This is a genomic window from Marinobacterium rhizophilum DSM 18822 (assembly GCF_000378045.1).
GTDB lineage: Bacteria > Pseudomonadota > Gammaproteobacteria > Pseudomonadales > Balneatricaceae > Marinobacterium_A > Marinobacterium_A rhizophilum.
Window position 1 is genome coordinate 96721 of record NZ_KB899098.1, and the last position, 22138, is coordinate 118858.

The following is a 22138-nucleotide window of genomic DNA, read 5'->3' on the forward strand; positions in this document are numbered from 1 at the left end:
TAAATTACCAAAAATATTGGCGCTTCAATTAAAAACTCAAGCACACGCAATTTCATTACCCGCAATATTAACATAGAACCTTATCAATTTAATTTCTTCTATACTCCAATTATATTCTCTTTCGACAGCCTCTCGCCCTCTAGCCCCCATATTAAAAGCTTCATCTGGATTCTCTATCAACCATTTCACAGCGTCAACAATATCTATAGTATTTTTTGGATCCACTACTATCCCACACCCGACACGTTCAACCAACTCTTTATATAATGGAAAGTTCGAGACAACAACAGGAATGCCCATTGTCATATATTCGAAGAGCTTTGTAGGCCAAGACTCTATATAGTTTGGAGTTTCTTCCAGTACTGCAAAGCCTACTTTACAATTTGATATTAATTTCCAGCCTTCCGGGCCTTCAAGCCTACCGAGAGATTTAACCCATCCATCTGATAAACTTTTCTGAAAACTATAACTTTTATTTATTGACTCACATACAGGACCAATACATAAAAAACTAATATTATAACCTCGCTCTCTTAACATATTTATTGATTCTACGATTCTCAATATTCCTCTTTCCTTTGTCACCCCTCCAATATAACCAACTATAATAGACGAAGAATTATTTGACCTTGGAATTAATTCCAATATAGGCATATTCTGAACGACTACTGAACGAGCATTTATAGTCAACCAAGAATAATCAGCCTCATAAGAACTCTCTGCAAAAACAATAGAAAATCTCTTTAAAAAAACCCTTTCAAAAACACGATAAAAAAAAGATACAACCTTTCTAAAAAATGCATAAATCCATGTTTTTTGATAGATTTGTTTAGGAACATTCTCATGCATATCAAAAATAATATTTTCATGGAAAAATGAATATATATAGAAAAAAAATATCAACTCCGGATCATGAAAATGCAATACATTGCATTTTCTTTTTTTTAAAAAAGACCATAACCGAATGTACCCTAAAAAAAATCTACCTAGACGGCCACACTTGGGCTTACCGAGATCATAAATATTAACACCACTCTTTAACTCATTCCCTTTTCCATCCGCTACGATAAGATCAACATTGCAGCCACTAAACTTAGACAGAGAAATACATTGTTTAAAAAATATTCTACTATCGTAGCGAGGGTGCACCGTTGTTACATGCGTGATATTCATATATGGTTATCTTTTGTATTTTAAATAAAGGCTAACCTTATAAATAAAGTTACTTACCCATAATTTTGGAAATTAAATTTAATGTTAATGTTCTAGCATCCCATTCATGTAACGCAAAATCCTTAGCACCCTTATTATGAAGAAACCCAACATCTTTAGAATTATTAAATATCTCATTCAATGCGGATGCGGCTCCTTCAAAATCACCATAATTTACGTAATATGTATGTGGTAATCGATACGTATAAACCACATGACATCCAGCACATAAGGCTTCTCTAACAGTACCACCGATTGCATCATGCTTAACCAGTCTAAGCAGAATCGGCCTATAGACAAGAAACTGACTTATATCCTCCACCCACCCATGAAACTTCATGTTAATAGGCTTATCCCTTAGCCAAGAACCTTCCCCCCCAATAACATCGAATCTAACTGATGAAAATTCAACCGCCAAATCTCTTATTAAATCACCACTATAAAATTTATATCTATCATCTGGTATGTACGTTAAGACTCTTAAAGTTTTAGAACTTTTATAACTTTTAATTACCGGCAACTCCAATGGAAACGTAGCCACGAGAGGTTCTATGCCAACTTCTCTCAACTCACCAACAAACCACCCCGCTCCGGAAAGGTGCTTCTTATTTAACGCCCTATAAAAATTCCTAGTAATATTACCTTTCAATACATCCCTTTTCTGATAATAGACATCACTACCAATCCAATAATAAACAAATCTAGCCCCGGGCTTAAATCTTTCAAACAGTTCAAAGAAGCAATCGAATAACCGACCTCCCCAATGAATCATTCCAGGCCTAAAACCAACTCTCACAACAGCATCAGAAGTAGCACACTCATTAAGGGCACAAAAAACACTTTTCAAAGACTTACGTAGATTAACACCAACTGCATAGGAATTATTATCGGAGTGTGTATTAACCAGATCAGCTAACCGCTTCGGCCAAATCCCGGTCCCTAAAAAAGTTATCTTATATCTTTTTTCAATCAAAAAAAATGACACCCATCAAATATAAACATAAATACAAAAACCTTGAACAGATAAAAATTAAAGTTTGATTAAATCACATCATCCCTTGAAAAACCTTATGTTTACCAGCCAACTCATTATAACAACCTTTACCTATAACCTTCCCATAGGAAAAAATATAAATGTCATCACATATTCTTAATGTAGAAAGCCGATGCGCCACAATTATAATTGTTTTTTTACCCGAAAAATCATTAATCGCCTCCATGATCATTTTTTCGGTAATGCCGTCCAGCGCACTGGTCGCCTCGTCCATTATTAATACGTCGGCATCATGATAGAGGGCGCGGGCGATGCCGATGCGCTGCCTTTGCCCTCCCGAAAGTTGCACGCCCCTTTCACCTACGCAAGTATTCATTCCATCCGGCAACGCTGAGAGCAGTTCGTCCAGATGCGCCATGCTGGCCGCACGATGGACGCGCTCCTCGTCGATCAGCTCCGACGGCAAACCGAAAGCGATATTCTCCCTAATGCTACTTTCTGCAAGGAAAATCGACTGGGGCACGAAACCTAGGGCGTTTTGCCAGCTGCGCAGGTTAGAGGCAGTAACCGGCTTTCCATCGATCAAAAGGTTACCTCTTTGCGGTTCGACCAATCCCAGCAGCAGGTCTATCGCTGTCGACTTGCCCGAGCCGGACGCCCCGACGAGGCCTATCACCTGGTTGACGGGAATCTCAATGCTCAGCCCGTTCAACGCGGGTTCCTGCTTTCCGGGGTAGGTAAAGGTTACATCCTTCAACTGAAGGGAGTGTTTTGGGACCCAAGAATCCGTATCCGCCGGTCGATCGGCTGTTGCCAATCTCCTGTTCGAAAAGGCGCTGCTCCGCAGGTCGTCCCGCAGTACCTCGAAGGCTGCCAGGTTGCCACGGATCTGGGATACGCTGCTGTATACCTGCTGTAGCGCAGGCAGGATCTTGAACCCCGCCAGCGCATAAACGGACAGCAACGGCAGGATGGTGCCAAGATCGCCCTGATAGGCGGACAGCAGATAAAGCACCAGCAGGATCACGCTGGCGAAGGCGACAAGTTCCATGGCGTAACGCGGCACCAACCCCATGGCCTGGGTGGTCCCCTGGGCGCGTGCGAAGCGAATACTGGCCTCGTCGAACCCCTCAGTAAAGATATCCTGCCGCCCCAGCAACAGCACATCCTTGATACCGCCAAAGCCTTCGCTCATGAACTTGAAGCGTTCGCGCTGTGACTGCGTCACGGAATTGCCGTTCGCCATCAGGCGCCGGCGCACCGTGCGGTAGAGCAGCAGGTAGGCGGAACAGAAAATCAGCAGGCCGGCGATCGCCACCAGAGGGTTGTAGATGAACAAGGCCATTGCCATCAAGAGCGCCATCGCCAGCTTGGCGTTCATCTGCATCAGCGGGCTAATGATGGTATTGGTGACGCGCAGACACTCCTGCGCGATCTGGTTGGTAAGCTGGCTGCTGTTATTCGTTGTATGGAACAGCCAGGGCTGGTGCATATAATGGCGGTACAGCCGGTTGCTCAGCTCGGCACCGACCCTTGCGCCATAAAGCAACAGGCGCCAGATCGTGAACATCGAGATAAGGCCGGCAACGCTGAGCACGGCCAGTACGCCGATACCGAGCCAAAACAGAAAATCTCTTGGATCGCTGAGGCCCGTGGCACGGAACAGCTCCGCCACCAGCCCTTCGCCCTGCAGCTGGTCAATATCCCCTACCAGCGCCATAAAGGGCCCGATCGAGACCACGCCGGCAATCTCGGCGAAGGACATCAGGATCACCAGCAGCTGAAGGCGCAACAGCTTCTTGCGCTGTTCGCGGGTAAGCAGGGAATAGAGTTCTTTAAGGCTCGATAACATTAAGTCTAAGCTCTGAAAATCTGTCGAAAAGCGAATTGGCACTTATGATCGTAGGTGCGAAGCGCACTCGCGGCATTATGTGATTCGCGGCGAGGCGCCTCTCCTACGTTATTGGCGTTCATTTGTTTCAGTCTTTTGTCGATTCGATCCTGGATCTAAGAAGCTGGCGTTTTAAGCCGATATCACCAAGCTTACTTCAACTCTCTACAACATAGGGGCTTCGCTGCTCTTTTCAAAATCAGCATGTCGCTGCGTTTGGTGAGCCAATCGATCCAAATTTCGGGTCATCACATCTCAGCATCCGCTCGAACTGCGGCGCATAATAATCCGTAAACCCGTACTGAAACTTTGCAATATCGGACGTCGCATAAAACCCGTGCGAAAAGCCTGGCGGCACCCATAGCATTTGCTTTTTGGCTTAACTGGGATACACGCCGATACTTGCGAGGATCGGCGAGTCAGGACGTTCCAACGCAACATCACCCTCGGTGACACCTACCAGCTTGCACTGCGGTCGCTCAATCTGGGAATGCAGCCCGCACAGCACGCCCTTATGGGAGCGACTGTGGTTTTCCTGCACGAAGATCCAGATACCGTAGTGTGCGTGTATCGAGCCCTGAGTTGATCAAGCGTTCCACAACCGCAGGATAGTCACTATTGTTAGCTCCAAGCACGCTACCGCCCCGAGATTGACCGTCAATTTCCCGAGAACGCGGCCTGGCCAAGTGCTGCCCGCGGGCAGTCTCAGGCCTGGCGAATGTTGGCCAGCGGCATGACCAGTCGCTGGGTCCTTTGCATCAGGTTTAGCAGTATCACCACCCGCTCGGTGCCGTCGTAGCATTCGAACAGGGCATCGAGTTCGGCAAAGGCACCGTCGGAAATGCGCACCGGGTCACCGGGCTTCAGTGCGGTTTCAGCGGGCTGCTCTTTCTCTCCGGCCACGCGTTTGCGCAACTGGTCGACAATGTCGTGGGCGATGGGCAGCGGGGTATCGTTGAATGTCACCAGGCGACTGACACCACGGGTGGAGCGAATCGGGCGCCAGTTGTCGGCTACCTTGTCCAGGTAGATAAACAGATAACCGGGGAAAAGGGGTTCAGATACCTCGCACCGTTTGCCGGCACGAATACGCTCAACGGTTATGAAAGGCGCAAAGCAGTCGAAGCCCTGGAACTCCAGATTTTCCAGCGCCCGGGCGTCCTGCCGGGGCTTGGTTTGCAACAGATACCAGGCGCGCTTTACAGCCATTGCGCTCTCCGCATTCAGATTCCGTTTCGGCCGCGCCGAACAGCCGGAATCAATTGTCGAGTTTGTTTCCAGCTTGAGTATGAGCGGATCGCCAAAAGCTATCCACCCGCATAACTACAGGCGTTTATCCACCTGATCCAGCGCCAGCATGCCTTTCACGTCAAACAATACACTGTGCTCCCGGTCCTTGCACAGGTCACGGATGCGCTCGGCGCCCATTTCCTGGAACTGCCGGTGCGCCACGGCCAGCACCACGGCATCGAACTGGCCCGGTTCCAGGGTCTCAAGCAGATCGAGGCCGTATTCATCATGCGCCTCGCGGGCGGAGACCCAGGGATCATGTACCTCGACACGGGCGCCATAGGTTTCCAGTTCACGCACCACGTCAATGACCTTGGTATTGCGGATATCGGGGCAGTTCTCCTTGAACGACAGCCCCAGAATCAGGATCCGCGCATCCGCCACATGCACCCGGCGCCGGATCATCAGCTTCACCACTTCTTCGGCCACGTGCAGGCCCATGCCATCATTGATGCGCCGGCCCGCCAGGATAACATCGGGAAAGTAGCCGGCCGCCTGGGCCTTGTGGGCCAGGTAGTAGGGGTCCACGCCAATGCAGTGCCCCCCCACCAGCCCCGGCCGGAACGGCAGAAAGTTCCATTTGGTGCCGGCGGCTTCCAGCACCTGGGTCGTGTCAATGCCCAGCTTGCCGAAGATAATGGCCAGCTCGTTGACCAGGGCAATGTTCAGGTCGCGCTGGGTATTTTCGATCACCTTGGAGGCCTCGGCCACCTTGATACTGCTTGCCTTGTGAGTACCGGCGGTGATCACGCTGCGATACAGGCTATCGACAAACTCGGCGACCGCAGGCGTAGAGCCGGCGGTGACTTTCACGATGCTCGGCAGGCGGTGCAGCTTGTCCCCCGGGTTGATGCGCTCGGGGCTGTAGCCGACAAAGAAGTCCTTGTTGAAGGTCATGCCGGAGGCCGATTCCAGCTCAGGCACACAGACCTCTTCGGTCGCACCCGGGTAGACAGTGGACTCGTAAATGACGATAGAGCCAGGCTTGAGGACAGAGCCGATGGCCTGGCTCGACTTGCGCAAAGGCGACAGGTCCGGCTGCTTGTTCTCATCCACGGGTGTCGGCACGGTGACAATAAAGACATTGCACTGCGCCACATCCGCAAGGTCAGCGCTGAAGCCAAGCCTGTTCGACGAGCGCAGTTCCTCGGGCTCAACTTCCAGGGTGCTGTCCTGCCCGCCCTTGAGCTCCTCGACTCGCCCCCGGTTGATATCAAAACCGATGGTGTCAAACTGCTTGCCGAACTCGACCGCCAGCGGCAACCCTACGTACCCCAGACCCAACACGCAGATCCTGACGTTATTCAGGTCCAACATTCTTCACGCCCTTGTGCTCGGAATCTCGCAAAGCAGGTATCATAACAGCCACATGCGGATTGCGGGTAGCCGTGGGTTAATGCTAAACCTGCGCCCGCTAATCCCCGCAAACGTTAGCGAAAAAACCAACGGATTCAATGCGCCTGTGAGCAAGATTCAACACGCTGTCATCGACTGGAAACACAACACTGCGCTATCCGCCCGCTTTGATGATGTGTATTTCAACACCGACGGCGGGCCTGCCGAAGCCAGACACGTATTCCTCGAGGGCAATCGGCTGGCCACACGTTTCGCGGCGCTCGATCAGCCCCACTTCAGCATTGCCGAAACCGGCTTTGGCACCGGGCTCAATTTTCTTGTCACGCGCGAACTCTGGTTACAGCGTGCACCCGACAATGCCCGGCTGAATTACATCTCGGTGGAGAAATACCCGCTCAACGCGCAGGACCTGGCCCGCAGCCTGGCGCACTGGCCCGAGTTTTCGGCGGGGGCCCGTCAGCTGCAGGCGCAGTACCCGCCCCTGCTGGAGGGGTTTCACCGGCTGGAGTTCGACAACGGCCGCATCAGCCTTACGCTGATATTCGCAGATGCCGCCCAGGGCTACGCCGAGCTCGAAGGCACGGTGGATGCCTGGTATCTCGATGGATTCTCGCCGGCAAAGAACCCGGCGCTGTGGTCTGCCGAACTTTTTGCACAGGTGGCACGCCTGAGCCACTCCTCGACACCCCACGCCACGACGCTCGCCACCTTCAGCGCGGCGCGCACCGTACGTGACGGCCTTGCCAACGCGGGCTTTGAACTGACCCGGGCCAGCGGCTTTGGCGCCAAGCGCGAAATGCTCACCGGCACCTATCTCGGGCCCCGGGCAGGTATCTCAAGCCACCCCTGGTTTGATGCACCCAGCCCCCGCCCGCGGCCCGACTCGGTGCTCATCCTGGGTGCTGGGCTTGCCGGCTGCTGCGCCGCCTATGCGCTGGCCCGCCGGGGCATTGCGGTCACGGTGCTGGAGCGTAGCGGGCAACCGGCCGGCGCCGGTTCGGGCAATCGCCAGGGGGCGCTCTACGCCAAACTGCCGATTCACCCTACCAAACAGGGGCTGCTGCACAGTACCGGGCTTGAATACAGCCGCCACCTGCTGCGACACCTCAGCGCACAGGGGCTGCTGTCGCAACAGGCCTGGCAGGCCTGCGGGCTGCTGCAACTGGCTCAGAGCGACAAGGAGGCCGCCCGGCAACAGCAGCTGCTCGATGCCGGCGCCTATCCTGAAGCCCTGGTACAGGCGGTGGATGCTATCCAGGCGAGCCGCCTGGCGGGATGCGACACCCCTCACACCGGGCTGTTCTTTCCCCAGGCCGGCTGGGTATCACCGGTGGACCTGTGCCAGGCGCTGTTACAACATCCTCTGATCAGCCTGCGAACGAACACAAGCGTAGAGGCACTGGACTTTCAAACGGATACGCAATGCTGGCAGGCCCGCTGCGATAGCGGCGAACGGCACCAGGCCGCCGTCGTGATCGTCGCGACTGCCGGTGCCGCCCAAACCCTGGAGCCGCTGACGCACCTGCCGCTCAAGGCTATTCGCGGCCAGGTCAGCGAAGCCCCGGTGCCAGCGGCACAAGCGCCGTTGCGCACAGTCGTCTGCGGTGATGGCTACATCCCGCCGCCCATGGGGGGAACCTACTGTTTCGGCGCAACTTTTGATCTGCACGACGCAGACACCGAAATTCGCGCACAGGATCACCAGAACAACCTCGACACCCTGAGCAGAACCCTGCCATCGCTCGGTGCCGCACTGGCTCAACAGCCGCTGCAAGGCCGTGTCGCATTTCGCTGCTCGACACCGGACTATCTGCCCATCATTGGCCCGGCGCCAAATGCAGAACGCTTTGCCACTGACTACGCCCGCCTGCGTCAGGATCGGAACTGGTCTTTCAATACGGAACCCTCACATTACCCCGGACTCTATGTCAGTGTCGGCCATGGCTCCAAGGGACTGCTCACCTGCCCGCTGGGCGCGGAACTCCTGGCCGGCCTGATCTGCAATGAGCCGCTGCCACTGGGGCGCACGCTTACCGAAGCGCTGAGTCCGGCCCGCTTTATCATCAAGAATCTGATCCGCGGGTCGATATAGTGGGAAAGTGGTGAGTGATGTGGCGGGAGCCCACTCTGTGGGCGAATCGTTAACCCCGCACATCCTTCGCCCGGAGACCGGGCTCCCACCCACTCCGCGAGTCCAGCCCGCTTTATCATCAAGAATCTGGTCCGCGGGTCGGTATAGTGGAAAAGTGGTGACTGGTGCGTGATGTGGTGGGAGCCCACTCCGCGAGTCCGGCCCGCTTTATCGTCAAGAATCTGATCCGCGGGTCGGTATAGTGGGAAAGTAGTGACTGGTGCGTGGTGTGGTGGAAGCCTACTCTGTGGGCGAATCGGTAACCCCGCACCTCATTCGCCCGGAGACCGGGCTCCCACCCACTCCGCGAGTCCGGCCCGCTTTATCATCAAGAACCTGATCCGCGGGTCGGTATAGTGGGAAAGTGGTGACTGGTGCGTGATGTGGTGGGAGCCCACTCCGCGAGTCCGGCCCGCTTTATCATCAAGAATCTGATCCGCGGGTCGATATAGTGGGAAAGTGGTGAGTGGTGTGAGTGATGTGGCGGGAGCCCACTCTGTGGGCGAATCGGTAATCCCGCACATCCTTCGCCCGGGGACCGGGCTCCCACCCACACTGCGGCTACCTCGAGGAGGCACTATGGCACTTGTCATCTACGATCAGGGTTACAGGATACAGACCCCTGTTCGGGCCCTGTTCAAGCCCGGCGGCGTTGACATTCTTCAGCCGGTCAAGGCACTGCACCCCGCCGCCAGCGAAGAGCAGCGCATTGAAACCGAAGCGGAGCGATTTTCGCTGCCACACGAACCCCAGCATAAAAAGACAGCTCGGCAACAACCGGCCCAGCGCGCCTACGAAGCCAGCGAAGAGGTTCTGGAAAAGCGCGGCGCCCCCCAGCTGCTCGCAGCACAGATCATGACCAGCCCGGTCGAGTCCATCAGCCCTGAGACAACCATCAGGGATGCCCGCGAACGCATGCGGCATCTGCACATCGAACACCTGGTGATTGTCTCGCCACAGGCCCGCCCGCTCGCCATGCTCAGTGCCCGGGATCTGCACCAGAGCGCACTGCCTGCGCAAAGCCCTGTTGCCGCCATTCACAGCCGCCACCTGCTTGCAGCATCACCGCAAACCGATGCCTCTCACCTGGCAGCCAGCTTTGTCGAGTTTGATCTGGGTGCAATGCCCATTGTTGATGAAGAGGATGCGCTGGTCGGAATAGTCACGCGCACCGACCTGCTGCGCTTGCTGATCAGTGGCGCCCATATCGAACGATGGGCCTGATTATTAAGTGCAAGAAGGGGCGAGGTGAATGGTGAATGGTGAATGGTGAATGGTGAAAAGATGATCGCCTGCTCAAACGCCGCAGGTTTCCCCCTGTTCCCCGATATTTGCACGCATATCCTCGAAACTCGCTTGGGGCTCATTTCCCGGAATTCGCAGGCTCATTCCAGGCTACGGGCTGCACGCCGTAGGTTGGTAATGAGCGTAGCGAATTCCAACATCCGCAGCATAGCTGTGGAGAACAGTTCAACGGGGCAGGTCTGATGCTCGCTACGAATGACGAATCACGGCTCTTTAACCTCCTGCTCGGCGGCCTTGCCCCTTTCCCCGGATTCAGTGGCGGGTGCGCTCGTGCGGCAAGGCCCGGTTCGAGGGCAGTGGCGGCGCTTCATCGTCCCCGCCACCAAACAGCCGGGCCAGAAAACGAAACACGCGCTTCACGCCGCGCCATACCTTGGGCAGCAGCCACACCAGCAGCAGCACGAATACCATGAGACCGGCCAGGAACAGCCAGGGATTGTACAGCGCGGCCCAGACACCACCAATGACCATCACATCTTCGGTAATGGAGGCCGTCCAGTTACTGAAGGGTTCGGGCGAGGTATTGATCAGAACCCGGCTACCCGCCTTGGCGGCATGGGTCGCCGTGGCCAGCGTGCCACCGACAATGGCCGCGGCCAGCTCCACCGGCAGGCCTATTTCACCCACGGCCCCGGCGGCCAGCGCAGCACCCGCCGGTATACGGATAAAGGTATGCAGGGTATCCCAGCCGGTATCAACGCCGGGTATCTTGTCGGCAAAGAACTCGACACAGTACATGAGGCCCGCCGCCATCAGCACCAGGGGATCCCCCACCACTTCAAGCCCCGGGGGCAGCACGATATTGCCCGTATTGGACAACAGACCCAGCATCAGGAGGGTCGCGTACAGATTGATGCCACTGGCCCAGGCCAGGCCCATGGACAGGGCAATCATTTGGGTGATTTGCTCGAGCTGATCCATAGCGCCTCCGGTTGCGGGTTACAAGGGACTAACAGGGCCACCAGGCCTGATGATCATGGCCTGGTGTATGGTTTTGACCACAGCGCAGGATTATTTTTCCAGCTGGTCTTTTGCCACTATATTGCACTGCCCTGTACTTTCACTGAACAGTATAACCACCTGGCCGCATTGCAGCAGGTGGCGTACCTGCCTGATCCGGCTCTCCAGCGGCGTTTCGTGCTCGCCGTAATCGGTGCCGTCACGGGTGACAAATTCGCTGATCAGGTTATCCAGCGTATCGGGCGAGAGCTCGCCATGGGGAATAATCACCACCAGCTCCAGAGTCGCTGCCATTCAAAGCGGCTGGGCTCCACCAGCTCGGGGCATTGCTGCAGTTCGTTGCTATAGCGTGCAGCCCGCTCAGCCACGCGCTCGGCTTCCTTCTCGATCCAGATACCGCGATGCACGCCCTGGCTGTAGGCGCCGGGCCCGAGCCGGTAGGCCAGATAGAGCGCATCCACCTGGGCTATGTCCAGCTGCAGCATCTGGCGGTTGCGCTCCCCCCCCCAGCCGAGGAAATCCACCGCATCGTCGATGTTATCGGTTGTCGCCGACCAGTTGCTCTGCGCGATGCGGTACTCGTCCCAGGCATTGCCATAGGGCAGCACATGACGCTTGTGCTCTCCCCCCAGCGGCGGCTCCAGCAATGCCATCGCCACCGCGGGCTCCAGCCCCCATTTTCCCCGGGCGTCCTGCAAGGCCACTCGCAGGCGGCCCTGGCGTTCAAGCAGCCTACAGGTTGCAGGCGCCGGCGATTCGACAGCGGCAGCCGTCGTGCTGTCCTGCGAACCGCCAAGCCAGGTTGGCGTAATGGATGAGCAACCGGCCAGCCAGACGACGGGCAAGAGTCTGGCCAGACGCTTAACGGGTAATGCCATAGTGTTGGAGCTGTTCAACGAATTCTCCTTCATCAATCACCTTGACCGCCAGTGACTGCGCCTTAGCCAGCTTGGAGCCAGCCCCAGGACCTGCAACCACACAGTCGGTTTTTCCGGATACGCTGCCCGACACCTTGGCGCCGAGCGATTGCAAATGTGCCTTGGCCTCATCCCGGGTCATGAGTTCCAGTGTGCCTGTCAGCACCCAGGTTTGACCGGCAAGCGGTTCAGCCTGGCGTGCATCGTCACCGCTCGTCTCGGACTCGCAGGTCCAGTGCATGCCGAATTCCAGCAGCTGCGCCTCCAGTGCCCGGGCCTGTTCGCACCAGGCCTCGTCCTGCAGCTTGTGGCGCAGGTTGAGGCGCGCCGCTTTCGATAGCTTGGGCACTGCCTCAAGCTGGGCATCGTCCGCATCCAGCAGCGCCTGCAGAGAGTCAAAATGGCGGGCCAAATGCTCGGCCCCGGTTTTGGCCACCGCCGGAATATTCAGTTTGACCAGCACGTCAGCCAGGGTCACGCTGCCACGCAATGCCGCGAAGACCTCGCCATTGGACTGCGGCACAACGCCGAGCTCGTTCAGCTCGCTGATCACCTGGCGATTGTGCTCATCGAGGAAGAAGCTGGAAATCTCGTGTGCCACTTCAAGCCCGATTTCAGGCAGCCAGGTCAGCAACAGCGGCAACGCCGCGCTTATGCGCTCCAGGCTGCCCAGGTTCTGCGCCAGTACACGGGCGGTACCCTCGCCCACCTCGGGAATCCCCAGCGCATAAATGAAGCGCGGCAGTGGCACCACCTTGCTGGCCTGGATCGAATGGTACAGGTTCGCCGAGGAGACTTCAGCAAAGCCCTCCAGCGTCATGAAGTCACTGATGCGCAGCCGGTATAGATCGGCCGGCGAGCGCACCAGTTCGCGCTCCACCAGCTGCTCAACGCTCTTTTCGCCCAGGCCATCTATATCCATGGCGCGGCGCGAGACAAAATGAATAATTGCCTGGGTCAGCTGGGCCCGGCAGGCCAGGCGCCCGACGCAGCGATACGCAGCGCCCTCGCTGATTTCCTCCCGTCCCTTGACCCGTCGTACCAGCTGGCTGCGCTCGATATCGGAACCACACACCGGACAGGCCTGCGGAACCTCTACCGGCGTCTCCGAGCCCGTTCTGCGCTCGGTGACGACCTTGACCACCTGGGGAATGACATCCCCTGCACGGCGCACCACCACCGTATCGCCGACACAAAGATCCAGCCGGGCGATTTCGTCCATGTTGTGCAAAGTGGCATTGCTGACAGTCACACCGCCGACAAACACCGGTTCGAGGCGCGCCACCGGCGTAACTGCACCGGTGCGCCCCACCTGAAACTCCACCGCCAGTACTCGGGTCATTTCTTCCTGGGCCGGAAACTTGTGGGCGATGGCCCAGCGTGGCGCCCGCGACACAAAGCCCAGTTCCGCCTGCTGCGCCCGGTCATTCACCTTGAAGACAATACCGTCGATGTCATAACTCAGGCTGTCGCGTCGCGCAGCGAGATCCTCGTAATATTCCAGGCACCCCTGGGCACCATACACCAGCCGCATTTCCGGATTGATTCGAAAGCCCCAGCGATTCAACAGCTGCAGGGTTTCAACGTGGCCGGCGGGAAGCTCAACGTCGTCGGATACGATGCCGGTGCTGTAGCAGCACATTTCCAGTGGCCGGTCGGCCGTAATGCGGGCATCCAGCTGGCGCAGGCTGCCGGCGGCGGCATTACGGGGATTAACGAATGTTTTCTCGTCACGCTCGCGCTGGCGCGCATTCAGCGCATCAAACCCGGCCCGCGGCATATAGATCTCGCCGCGCACTTCGAGCCGGGCCGGCCAATCGGTATCGTTCAGCTGCAGCGGCACGCTGCGCAGGGTACGTACGTTCTGGGTAATGTCCTCACCCGTGGTACCGTCACCGCGCGTCGCGGCCCGCACCAGCAGGCCATTTTCATACAAGACGCTGACAGCAATGCCATCAAGCTTGGGTTCACAGGCAAAGGCAATCTCATCACTGCTCGCAAGTTTCAGCCGCTCCTGCACTCGGCGCACAAAGTCACGCAATTCCTGGGCATTAAAGGCGTTGTCCAGCGACAGCATCGGCATTTCGTGCTGCACCTGGCTAAACGCAGACAGGGGCCTGGCACCGACACGCTGCGTGGGCGAACTGGGGCTAATCAGCTCAGGATGTTCGGCTTCAAGGGCCTTGAGGCGCTGAAACAGGCGATCGTATTCGGCATCCGGCACTTCCGGCTCATCGAGCACATAGTAGCGATAGTTATGATGGTTGAGGGCGTCACGCAGTTGCCGCAGTTCCTGTTCAATCGTTACAGCCGAACACATGGAATCAGAGTCATCCTGGAAAGAAGTTTGGGAATGGAAAGGCCGCCAATGGCGGCGAATGGAATGCGGCGGGACCCAGTCCCGCCCTGCAGATGCAAGCTAGTGTACTGTTGCACCCTATATGAACCTTATTAAGGGCCCCTTTTTCCGCCATCCTGCGTTGTTCGTTGTCGCCATAGCCCCACTATGACTCAGCCTCACGCCTTGACTGGCGAAAAAATTGAGCGCGTTCTAAAGCACCACCAAGAGTGAAACAGTGCACCGGCTCAGGCGCGCGAGCCGCCCCGGCGGGAACGGTTGTGCATTTCAAAGTCGCGAATGCGCTGGCGATAATGCTCCTTGGTCTGCGGGCGCAGCACCGAGCGGTTTTCATCCAGCAGGTCGCCATCAAGATGCTCTGCCAGGGTCTCGGCCGTCGCCAGCATGCACTCGAAAGCATGCATCACATCCCGCGGCTCCTCCATGGACATGAAGAAGGTCACGGCAGGTGTACGTATTTGATCGATGGTTACCAAATCAAAAGTACCGGGATTGACGGCATTGGCCATGCTGAACTGCACCGGCCCGGAATCGCTGCCATCTTCGTGACGGTGGAATATCGCCATGTCGCCAAAGTGCAGATCACAGGCAGACACGAGCCGGTACAGCAAGCCACCCGCAAAGCCCTCTGCAGCGGTGGAAACCGCCGTAATGACAAGCACATTGTCCGGGTTCGGCGGGTTGTCGCCAGGCCGGGCCTGTGCCGGACTCGAGGCTTCCTGGGCCGTACCGAACAGCTGATCCTGCTGTGGCTGTGGCGCCGCTTTCTCCTTCGCCTTCGCGCCAGCGGCCACAGGTGCCGCGTCTGCGCGTTTTTTGTCAGCGGCGGGTGCTGTTGCGGCGGCGGCGCTGGCGCGCTTGGGCTGACGATTACGCTCCATCAGCAGCGGAATGGGTTTCTCAAGATCGAGCGCAGGTTGTGTTGGAAGGTCGTCGAATAGCGGGTCAGTTTCCCCGAATCCCGGCGTCTCTTGCAAGGTGTTAGCTTGCAAGGTGCTAGCTTGCCAATTGTCTTGAGTGCTCTGCGCCGAGCCATCCTGTGCGCGGCCCGGTTCAGGTTCGGATCGCTTCGCGGCAGGCTCTTTAGCAGACTCGGCAGGCGGCTCCTGTGCAGGCGCAGCTTCAGCCGGCTTGGCGCCAGCGTCTGCAACAGATGCTCCACGGGGTGACGGGTAGTCGTCTTCGATAGGATCATCAAACAGTGGGTCAGCTTCTGCAACCGGTGTCAGAGGCTGCTTCGATACAGGACGCTGAACCGCTCGGGCCGGTGCTTCAGCCACGGGGGCAGCGGCGGTGCGAGGTTCAGCCTCAGGCGTTTTAGCCCGCTGGCCATCGACTGCGACATCAGGCTGCACAGCGGCGTCGCGAGGCGCCGCCGGGCGCGCCTGGGGCGCAGTAGCCGGGCGCGGTGAACTCACCTCCTCAACGTCGTCAGAGAAGCCGAACGTCGGTTCTATTCGTTCAGGGGCGCGTCGCTCAGATGCATGTCGTTCAGGGGCGCGTCGTTCGGTCGAACGCTCGGTGGTACGCAGCGTCGGCTGTTCAGCAGGCTCTGAAGTCGGCGCATCCGCCGCTTTGGGCATGCTTACCATCTTCGCCGCATAGGCTGGGCCCGGTTTGCGCTTGGGCACAAACTCCGGTGCCGCGCCGCTGATGGGCCGGGCACCCCCGTTAGGCAACTCGGGATTGCTCGCCGGTTCCGCCACTTCCTCCGGCAGATCACGAGCCTTGCGGTCAATATCCATGCGCAAGCTGTTACGTCCGCCACGCACACGGCGCCAGCCATCGAAAATGATCAGCACGATGACAACCACACCGCCGATGACGAGCCACTCTCTGAGACTGATTTCCATAAATCCGCTGCTATCTCAAAGTTTTTTGACTGGCGCCCATCCGAATTCTGACCGCCGACTACTTTTACCACCGGGGCAGCGTCGCGCCCCGGCATAACAGATGCAACTATAGACCGAGCGGCGACTACTCCACAACCTGATCAATAACCAGATCAAGCGCTTGCGTCTGTCCACGTACTGAAACAGGGCTCAGAATTGCAAACAGGTCACCCGGCTTGGGCTCCGGTGTTCCAGTCAGGGAAATGCGCGCGCCAACCTCGACCTCGTCAACGCCGGACAGCCGCGCCTGGGGCGTCATCGCCAGAGTATCATCCAGCACCACTTCCAGCGGCAAATCCGAGACTTTAAGCCTGACCGCCGCCAGTGGCATACGCCCCCCAACTGGGCGGGCAAATACAAAAACGGCCTGATCCGGTGACAGCGTACTGCCGAGCCCCTGCGCCAGGCTCACAGCCAGGCGGATTTGTACCGGTTCCAAGCCCGCAATGTCCGGTACCGGTTCGCCCAGCGCCTGCAACTCCTGCTGCGCACGTCGAATACCAGACCTCAGCGACTCGGCTGCGCCAGGCTCGGCCTTAACCAGCGCCCTTGACCAGTATTCAATCGCCTGGGCATAACGCTGCTGTTCAAACGCATCAATGCCCAACAACCCCAGTGCGGTCATCTCGTTCGGGTCGCGCTCAAGCGTTGCAGTCACCTGCGTACGCACCGCATCATCCATCTTGCCGCCATTGGCAAAATACAGCGCCTGGGCATACTGTCCCATCACGCCGGTGTACTGGGGTGCATCCTTGGGCAGTCGCTGCAGCACCTGCTTGAACGCCACAATACCTTCATCGAAACGCCCCGCCCCGACATAGGTGGTCGCCAGCAAATACCAGCCTTCGACATTCTCCGGCGTCACTTCCAGCTCGTGCTCCAGGCGCGCCAGCGCCTCTTCCAGCGTCGGCGTGCGGCCCTCAAAGGGGTCTGGTTGTGCCTGGCGCTCCAGCGCCAGCTCCAGACGCGGTGCACTGCCAAGTTTTGCGTACAGCCCCAGTGCACTGACCACCAGCAACAGTGCCATCACCGTGACTGTCAGTACCTGGGGAGCGCCGATTTTCGACATTTTCAGCGTGGCATCGCGCTCGCCCACGTCCTGCAGCAGGCTGCGCTCGAGCTCGAGCTTCAGCTCCTCGAACTCGGCCGCGGCCAGGTTGCCCTGGGCCTCTTCCTGCTCCAGTTCAGACAGGCGCTCACGATAGATGTCGATATTCTGTCGATCCCGATCCTCGGCGACTTCCTGCTGCTGCAATCTGCGCGCGCGCAGCAACGGCAACAACACAATGCCCAGTGCACAGAGTGTCAACAGAGCTATTCCGGTCCACAGACCCGCCATTATTTCTTGTCCTGTTTCAGCAATTCATCCAGCCGGTGCCGCTCGGCCGCCGACAAACCTTGCGACGGATCGAGCACGTCCGCGGGGCCGTTCCCGGCACCATCGCTGGAACCGGCCCGCTTGCGCCTGCGCGTCATCACCAGCACCACGACAGCACCGATCGCCAGCAGCACAAAGGGGCCATACCAGAGCGCCAGTGTCTGCGCAGTGACGCGCGGGCGATAGAGTACAAACTCGCCGTAGCGTGCCACCATGAAGTCGATAATGTCCTGATCCGAGTCCCCCTGCTGCACCATGCGGTGAATTTCGGTGCGCAGGTCCTGGGCGATGGGCGAATTGGAATCTGCGATATTCTGGTTCTGGCACTTGGGACAGCGCAGTTCTGCGGTGAGATGCTGAAAGCGCTCACGGGCCTCGTCATCCCGGAACTCGAAACTGTCGATGGCCGCCTGTGCACTGAGCGGCAGCCAGAGCAGTAGCATGATCAGAAGCTGCCTCATGAGCCGCTCCCGTCAAGGTCCTGCATCAGCGTGCGCAACTTGCCCCAAACCTTCTCGTTGACCTCACCCACATGGCGGTAACGCACAATGCCATCCTTGTCGAGAATGTAGGTTTCAGGCGCGCCATAGACGCCGAGATCCAGTCCGAGCGAGCCCTTGTCATCGTAGATATTCAGGGCATAGGGGTCCTCGTAGCGGGTCAGCCAGTCCTGCGCCTTGGCGCGATCATCCTTGTAGTTGATACCGTAGATGGTCACGCCCTCTTCCTGCGCAATGCGGTTGAGCTGCTCGTGTTCCTGCTTGCAGGTCGGGCACCAGGTGGCCCAGACATTGAGCAAAGCCGGCTTGCCCTTGAGCTCCTGCTCGCTCAGCAATCTGTTCTCGTCATACACAGAAGAGAGACTGAAACTCGGCACCGGCTTGCCGATCAGTGCCGAGGGCAGCTCGGCCGGGTCCAATTGCAGTCCGCGCCACAGAAAAATGCCCATCACAAAGAAAATGAGCAGCGGAATAAAAACCAGCAGTCGTCTTAGCATGTTCAGAGTCCTTCAAATCAGGCCGCAGCCGGCGCCTTGCGGCGCGCCTGCTTGCGATAGCGCGGGTCGGTCGCGGCCAGCAGGCCGCCGAACGTCATCATCAAGCCGCCGAGCCAGAGCCAGCGCACATAGGGCTTGTGCTGCACGCGTATGGCCCAGGCGCCATCCCCCAGGGATTCACCCATGGCCACATAGAGGTCACGGAACAGGCCCGCATCAATGGCCGCCTCGGTCATGACATTGCCCCGCGCCTTGTAGAAACGTTTTTCCGGGAACATCTCGGTGTATGCCTGGCCATCCTTTAATACTCGAATGCGCGCCATGTCAGAGACATAGTTGGGGCCCTGGTGCTCGCGCACACCATCGAATACAAAGGCGTATCGACCAAACTCGACCTTGTCACCGGGCGCCATGCGCAGATCCCGCGCTTCGCTGTAAAGCGATACCATGGTGACCCCGACCACCACGGCAGCAATACCCGCATGGGCCAGCACCATGCCGCAATAGCTGCGCGACAGGCCCCGCAGGCCATCCAGCAGATTGCGCTTGCTGCGCACCTTGGCATAGAGGTCACGCAGCTGAGTGAAGGCCACCCAGTAGGCCAGCGCCATCGCGCTGGCAGCCACTGCATTGAACTTGCCATCCATCAACAAGGGCGTTGCGATACCACACAGAATCGCCAGCAGCGCCGGTAACCAGAGCACCAGCGACAGCTGCCCCACCCGGCTCTGCTTCCAGCGCGATACGGTGCCGACACTCATAAACAGCACCAGCAGTGACATCAGCGGGATGAAAAGACTGTTGAAATACGGAGGCCCGACTGAAATCTTGCCCATGCCCAGCGCATCGATCAGCAGCGGGTACAGAGTCCCCAACAGTACCATCAGGCACACGACCACCAGCACGATGTTGTTGACCAGCAGCATGGTTTCGCGCGACAGCAGCGCAAAGCTCGATTCACTTTTCACATGGGCTGCCCGCAGAGCGTACAGCAGCAGTGAGCCGCCAATGGAGATACCCAGCAGCGCCAATACGAAAAAGCCGCGCTCGGGATCCGTGGCAAAGGCATGCACCGAGGTCAGCACGCCGGAGCGCACCAGGAAGGTACCCAGCAGACTCAGCGAGAAGGCAAAGATCGCCAGCAGCACCGTCCAGCTTTTGAAAACGCCGCGCTTTTCGGTCACCGCCAGGCTATGTACCAGGGCCGTGCCGACAAGCCAGGGCATGAACGAGGCGTTTTCCACCGGATCCCAGAACCACCAGCCGCCCCAGCCAAGCTCGTAATAGGCCCACCAGCTGCCCAGCGCGATACCCAGCGACAGGAATGCCCAGGCCAGAATGGTCCAGGGCCGCGACCAGCGTGCCCAGGCCGCATCCAGCCGGCCACTCAGCAGCGCCGCGATGGCAAATGCAAAGGCCACCGAGAAACCCACATAGCCCATATAGAGCATCGGCGGATGGATAATCAGGCCGATATCCTGCAACAGCGGGTTAAGGTCGCCCCCTTCCGCCGGGAAACCGGGCAACAGGCGCTCGAACGGGCTCGATGTCAGCAGCGTAAACAGAATAAAGCCCACCGCGATCATGCCCATCACGCCCAGTACCCGCGCGAGAATATCCAGCGGCAGATCGCGACTCTTGGCGGCCACAGCCCAGGTCCAGCCACCGAGGATCAGCACCCACAGCAACAGAGAGCCTTCGTGCCCTCCCCAGACGGCACTGAACTTGTAGTGATCAGGCAAGGCGGTATTGGAGTTGGCCGCCACATAGGCCACCGAGAAATCGTCGGTCAGGAACGCATACACCAGACAGAGCATGCTGATCAGCAAAAACAGGAACAGACCACGCGCCAGCGGCCTGGCATAGCCCATCCACAGCAGATTGCCTGTACTGGCCCCGACCATCGGAACCACCGCCAGCAGCGCAGACATGCACAACGCCAGGATCAGCGCGTATTCACCGAGTTCAGGAATCATTTGTTAAACACCTCGGGTTCGGGCGTAGGCAATGTACCTGCAGCCTTGAGCGCCTCGGCCACTTCGGGCGGCATGTAGTTTTCATCATGCTTGGCCAGCACTTCGACTGCGGTAAAGACACCGCGTTCATCCACCGCGCCCTGGGCCACAATGCCCTGACCTTCACGGAACAGGTCCGGCAGGATTCCGGTGTATTCGACCGGAACGGTTTGCGCGAAGTCCGTCAGCTCAAAGCGCACCAGCAGCGATTCCGTATCACGGATCACCGAGCCCTCGACCACCATGCCGCCGGCACGTATGCGCGCCCCCTCGGGAGCTTCACCGGCAACAATCTGGGTCGGCGAGTAAAACAGGTTGATGTTCTGCTTAAGGGCGAACAGCGCCAGCCCAACGGCCACCGACACACTGACCAGAATGGCCAGCACGATGGTCAGGCGGCGTTTGCGTTTGGGGTTCATGACAGCTCCTTTTCTCGGCGCAGGCGGCGCGCCTGCTGGTTAAGGAACTGGCGCGTCTGGCGCAGCGGCTGCACCACATTGAGCAACACGATTGCCAGCGCTATGCCATAGGCCAGCCAGACATAGAGTCCGTGTCCGCCCATCCCAATGAAATCTGCCATACTCTCGAACTTCACGTTCACCTCAGCAACTTCAATCAAATTCGGTCTGCCCGCCCTCACAAGCCACGTTGCCTGTGCGGGGCGGGCTCAGTTCAGCGCGACTCAGCCAGCGCCTGCACCCAGGAGCTGCGCCGTTCGCGGCGAAGAATTTCGTTACGCAGTCGCAACATCAGCGACACCGCAAAGAAACAGTAAAATCCCACCACCATAACCAGCAGCGGCAACCACATTTCAGGTGGCATGGCCGGCTTTTCGGTCAGTTTGAAGGTGGCGGGCTGGTGCAGTGTGTTCCACCACTCCACCGAATACTTGATGATGGGAATGTTCACCAGCCCCACCAGTGACAGCACCGCGGTTGATTGCGCCGCCGTGGTGTCATTTTCGATTGCCGAGTGCAGCGCCATCACACCGAGGTACAGAAACAGCAGAATCAGCATCGAGGTCAGGCGCGCATCCCAGACCCACCAGGACCCCCAGGTCGGCTTGCCCCAGATCGCTCCGGTGGCCAGGGCCAGCAGGGCCAGGGACGCTCCCAGCGGGGCGCAGGACTTGGCCACCATGTCGGCGACCTTCATCTTCCAGATCAGCCCGATGGCACCGGCGATCGCCATCATGATGTAACACGACTGCGCCAGTATTGCCGATGGCACATGGATATAGATGATTCTGAAACTGTTGCCCTGCTGGTAGTCCGCCGGTGCAAACAGCAAAGCCCAGACCGTTCCGCCCAGCAACAACACCAGCGCCAGTACGCCAAAGGCGGGCAGCAGCTTGCCGGTGATGTCATAGCACCAGCGTGGTGATGCCAGTTGATAGAACCAGCGCGGCATCCAGTTTTTATCGGTTTTGTTTTTGGCCATA

General features: G+C 57.6%; 19 protein-coding genes and 1 pseudogene. 2 read left to right on the forward strand and 18 right to left on the reverse strand.

Annotated elements, in window-relative coordinates; all coding sequences use genetic code 11:
- Positions 1-36 precede the first annotated feature (36 nt).
- The 6 genes and pseudogenes from F451_RS27245 to tviB all read right to left on the reverse strand — a co-directional run bounded on the left by F451_RS27245 (position 37) and on the right by tviB (position 6704).
- A complete protein-coding gene (locus F451_RS27245) occupies positions 37-1173 on the reverse strand; it encodes a glycosyltransferase (RefSeq protein ID WP_083928423.1) in 1137 nt (378 codons plus the stop codon).
- A gap of 49 nt (positions 1174-1222) precedes the next feature.
- On the reverse strand, positions 1223-2185 hold the full coding sequence (locus F451_RS27780; protein WP_156826468.1) for a hypothetical protein: 963 nt from the start codon (positions 2183-2185) through the stop codon (positions 1223-1225).
- Between the two features lie 73 nt (positions 2186-2258).
- Positions 2259-4058 carry an ABC transporter ATP-binding protein gene (locus tag F451_RS0112535; protein WP_020681719.1) on the reverse strand — a complete coding sequence of 600 codons (1800 nt, stop codon included), beginning with the start codon at positions 4056-4058 and terminating at the stop codon, positions 2259-2261.
- 238 nt (positions 4059-4296) lie between these two features.
- Positions 4297-4638: pseudogene (locus F451_RS27250) on the reverse strand (dTDP-4-dehydrorhamnose 3,5-epimerase family protein).
- A 164-nt stretch (positions 4639-4802) separates the two neighbouring features.
- Positions 4803-5306, reverse strand: coding sequence for a transcription/translation regulatory transformer protein RfaH (gene rfaH / locus F451_RS0112540; RefSeq protein WP_020681720.1), 504 nt, complete (start codon positions 5304-5306; stop codon positions 4803-4805).
- Positions 5307-5420: 114 nt separating this feature from the next.
- Positions 5421-6704 carry a Vi polysaccharide biosynthesis UDP-N-acetylglucosamine C-6 dehydrogenase TviB gene (gene tviB, locus F451_RS0112545; RefSeq protein ID WP_026291733.1) on the reverse strand — a complete coding sequence of 428 codons (1284 nt, stop codon included), beginning with the start codon at positions 6702-6704 and terminating at the stop codon, positions 5421-5423.
- 145 nt (positions 6705-6849) lie between these two features.
- Between tviB and mnmC the strand changes: the two genes are divergently transcribed.
- Positions 6850-8835, forward strand: a complete 1986-nt coding sequence (gene mnmC, locus F451_RS0112550) for a bifunctional tRNA (5-methylaminomethyl-2-thiouridine)(34)-methyltransferase MnmC2/FAD-dependent 5-carboxymethylaminomethyl-2-thiouridine(34) oxidoreductase MnmC1 (protein WP_020681722.1) — start codon at positions 6850-6852, stop codon at positions 8833-8835.
- A 618-nt stretch (positions 8836-9453) separates the two neighbouring features.
- Positions 9454-10098 (forward strand): CBS domain-containing protein, encoded by a 645-nt coding sequence (locus F451_RS0112555; RefSeq protein WP_020681723.1) that lies wholly within the window; start codon positions 9454-9456, stop codon positions 10096-10098.
- 333 nt (positions 10099-10431) lie between these two features.
- Here F451_RS0112555 and F451_RS0112560 read toward each other — a convergent pair whose 3' ends face one another.
- The 12 genes from F451_RS0112560 to F451_RS0112615 all read right to left on the reverse strand — a co-directional run bounded on the left by F451_RS0112560 (position 10432) and on the right by F451_RS0112615 (position 22137).
- Positions 10432-11100, reverse strand: a complete 669-nt coding sequence (locus F451_RS0112560; protein ID WP_020681724.1) for a DUF4126 domain-containing protein — start codon at positions 11098-11100, stop codon at positions 10432-10434.
- Between the two features lie 90 nt (positions 11101-11190).
- Positions 11191-11433, reverse strand: coding sequence for a YheU family protein (locus tag F451_RS0112565; protein ID WP_020681725.1), 243 nt, complete (start codon positions 11431-11433; stop codon positions 11191-11193).
- On the reverse strand, positions 11406-12035 hold the full coding sequence (locus F451_RS0112570) for a transglycosylase SLT domain-containing protein (RefSeq protein ID WP_156826469.1): 630 nt from the start codon (positions 12033-12035) through the stop codon (positions 11406-11408). The genes F451_RS0112565 and F451_RS0112570 overlap by 28 nt, the downstream gene beginning before the upstream one ends.
- Complete coding sequence (gene ligA / locus F451_RS0112575) at positions 12001-14376, reverse strand: NAD-dependent DNA ligase LigA (protein ID WP_020681727.1); 2376 nt, start codon at positions 14374-14376, stop codon at positions 12001-12003. Before ligA ends, F451_RS0112570 begins: the two co-directional genes overlap by 35 nt.
- Positions 14377-14642: 266 nt before the next feature.
- On the reverse strand, positions 14643-16268 hold the full coding sequence (zipA, locus tag F451_RS0112580) for a cell division protein ZipA (protein ID WP_020681728.1): 1626 nt from the start codon (positions 16266-16268) through the stop codon (positions 14643-14645).
- A gap of 124 nt (positions 16269-16392) precedes the next feature.
- Positions 16393-17646: a c-type cytochrome biogenesis protein CcmI gene (gene ccmI, locus F451_RS0112585; RefSeq protein ID WP_020681729.1), complete on the reverse strand. Its 1254-nt coding sequence runs from the start codon at positions 17644-17646 to the stop codon at positions 16393-16395.
- Positions 17646-18146 carry a cytochrome c-type biogenesis protein gene (locus F451_RS0112590; protein ID WP_020681730.1) on the reverse strand — a complete coding sequence of 167 codons (501 nt, stop codon included), beginning with the start codon at positions 18144-18146 and terminating at the stop codon, positions 17646-17648. The genes ccmI and F451_RS0112590 overlap by 1 nt, the downstream gene beginning before the upstream one ends.
- A complete protein-coding gene (locus F451_RS0112595) occupies positions 18143-18682 on the reverse strand; it encodes a DsbE family thiol:disulfide interchange protein (protein WP_020681731.1) in 540 nt (179 codons plus the stop codon). Before F451_RS0112595 ends, F451_RS0112590 begins: the two co-directional genes overlap by 4 nt.
- 17 nt (positions 18683-18699) lie before the next feature.
- The gene (locus tag F451_RS0112600; protein ID WP_020681732.1) at positions 18700-20658 is read right to left on the reverse strand and encodes a heme lyase CcmF/NrfE family subunit; all 1959 of its coding nucleotides are present in this window, start codon (positions 20656-20658) and stop codon (positions 18700-18702) included.
- Positions 20655-21116, reverse strand: a complete 462-nt coding sequence (ccmE, locus tag F451_RS0112605) for a cytochrome c maturation protein CcmE (protein ID WP_020681733.1) — start codon at positions 21114-21116, stop codon at positions 20655-20657. Before ccmE ends, F451_RS0112600 begins: the two co-directional genes overlap by 4 nt.
- Positions 21113-21277: a heme exporter protein CcmD gene (ccmD, locus tag F451_RS0112610; RefSeq protein ID WP_205624011.1), complete on the reverse strand. Its 165-nt coding sequence runs from the start codon at positions 21275-21277 to the stop codon at positions 21113-21115. Before ccmD ends, ccmE begins: the two co-directional genes overlap by 4 nt.
- A 92-nt stretch (positions 21278-21369) precedes the next feature.
- The gene (locus F451_RS0112615; protein WP_020681735.1) at positions 21370-22137 is read right to left on the reverse strand and encodes a heme ABC transporter permease; all 768 of its coding nucleotides are present in this window, start codon (positions 22135-22137) and stop codon (positions 21370-21372) included.
- Between the last annotated feature and the right edge of the window lies 1 nt (position 22138).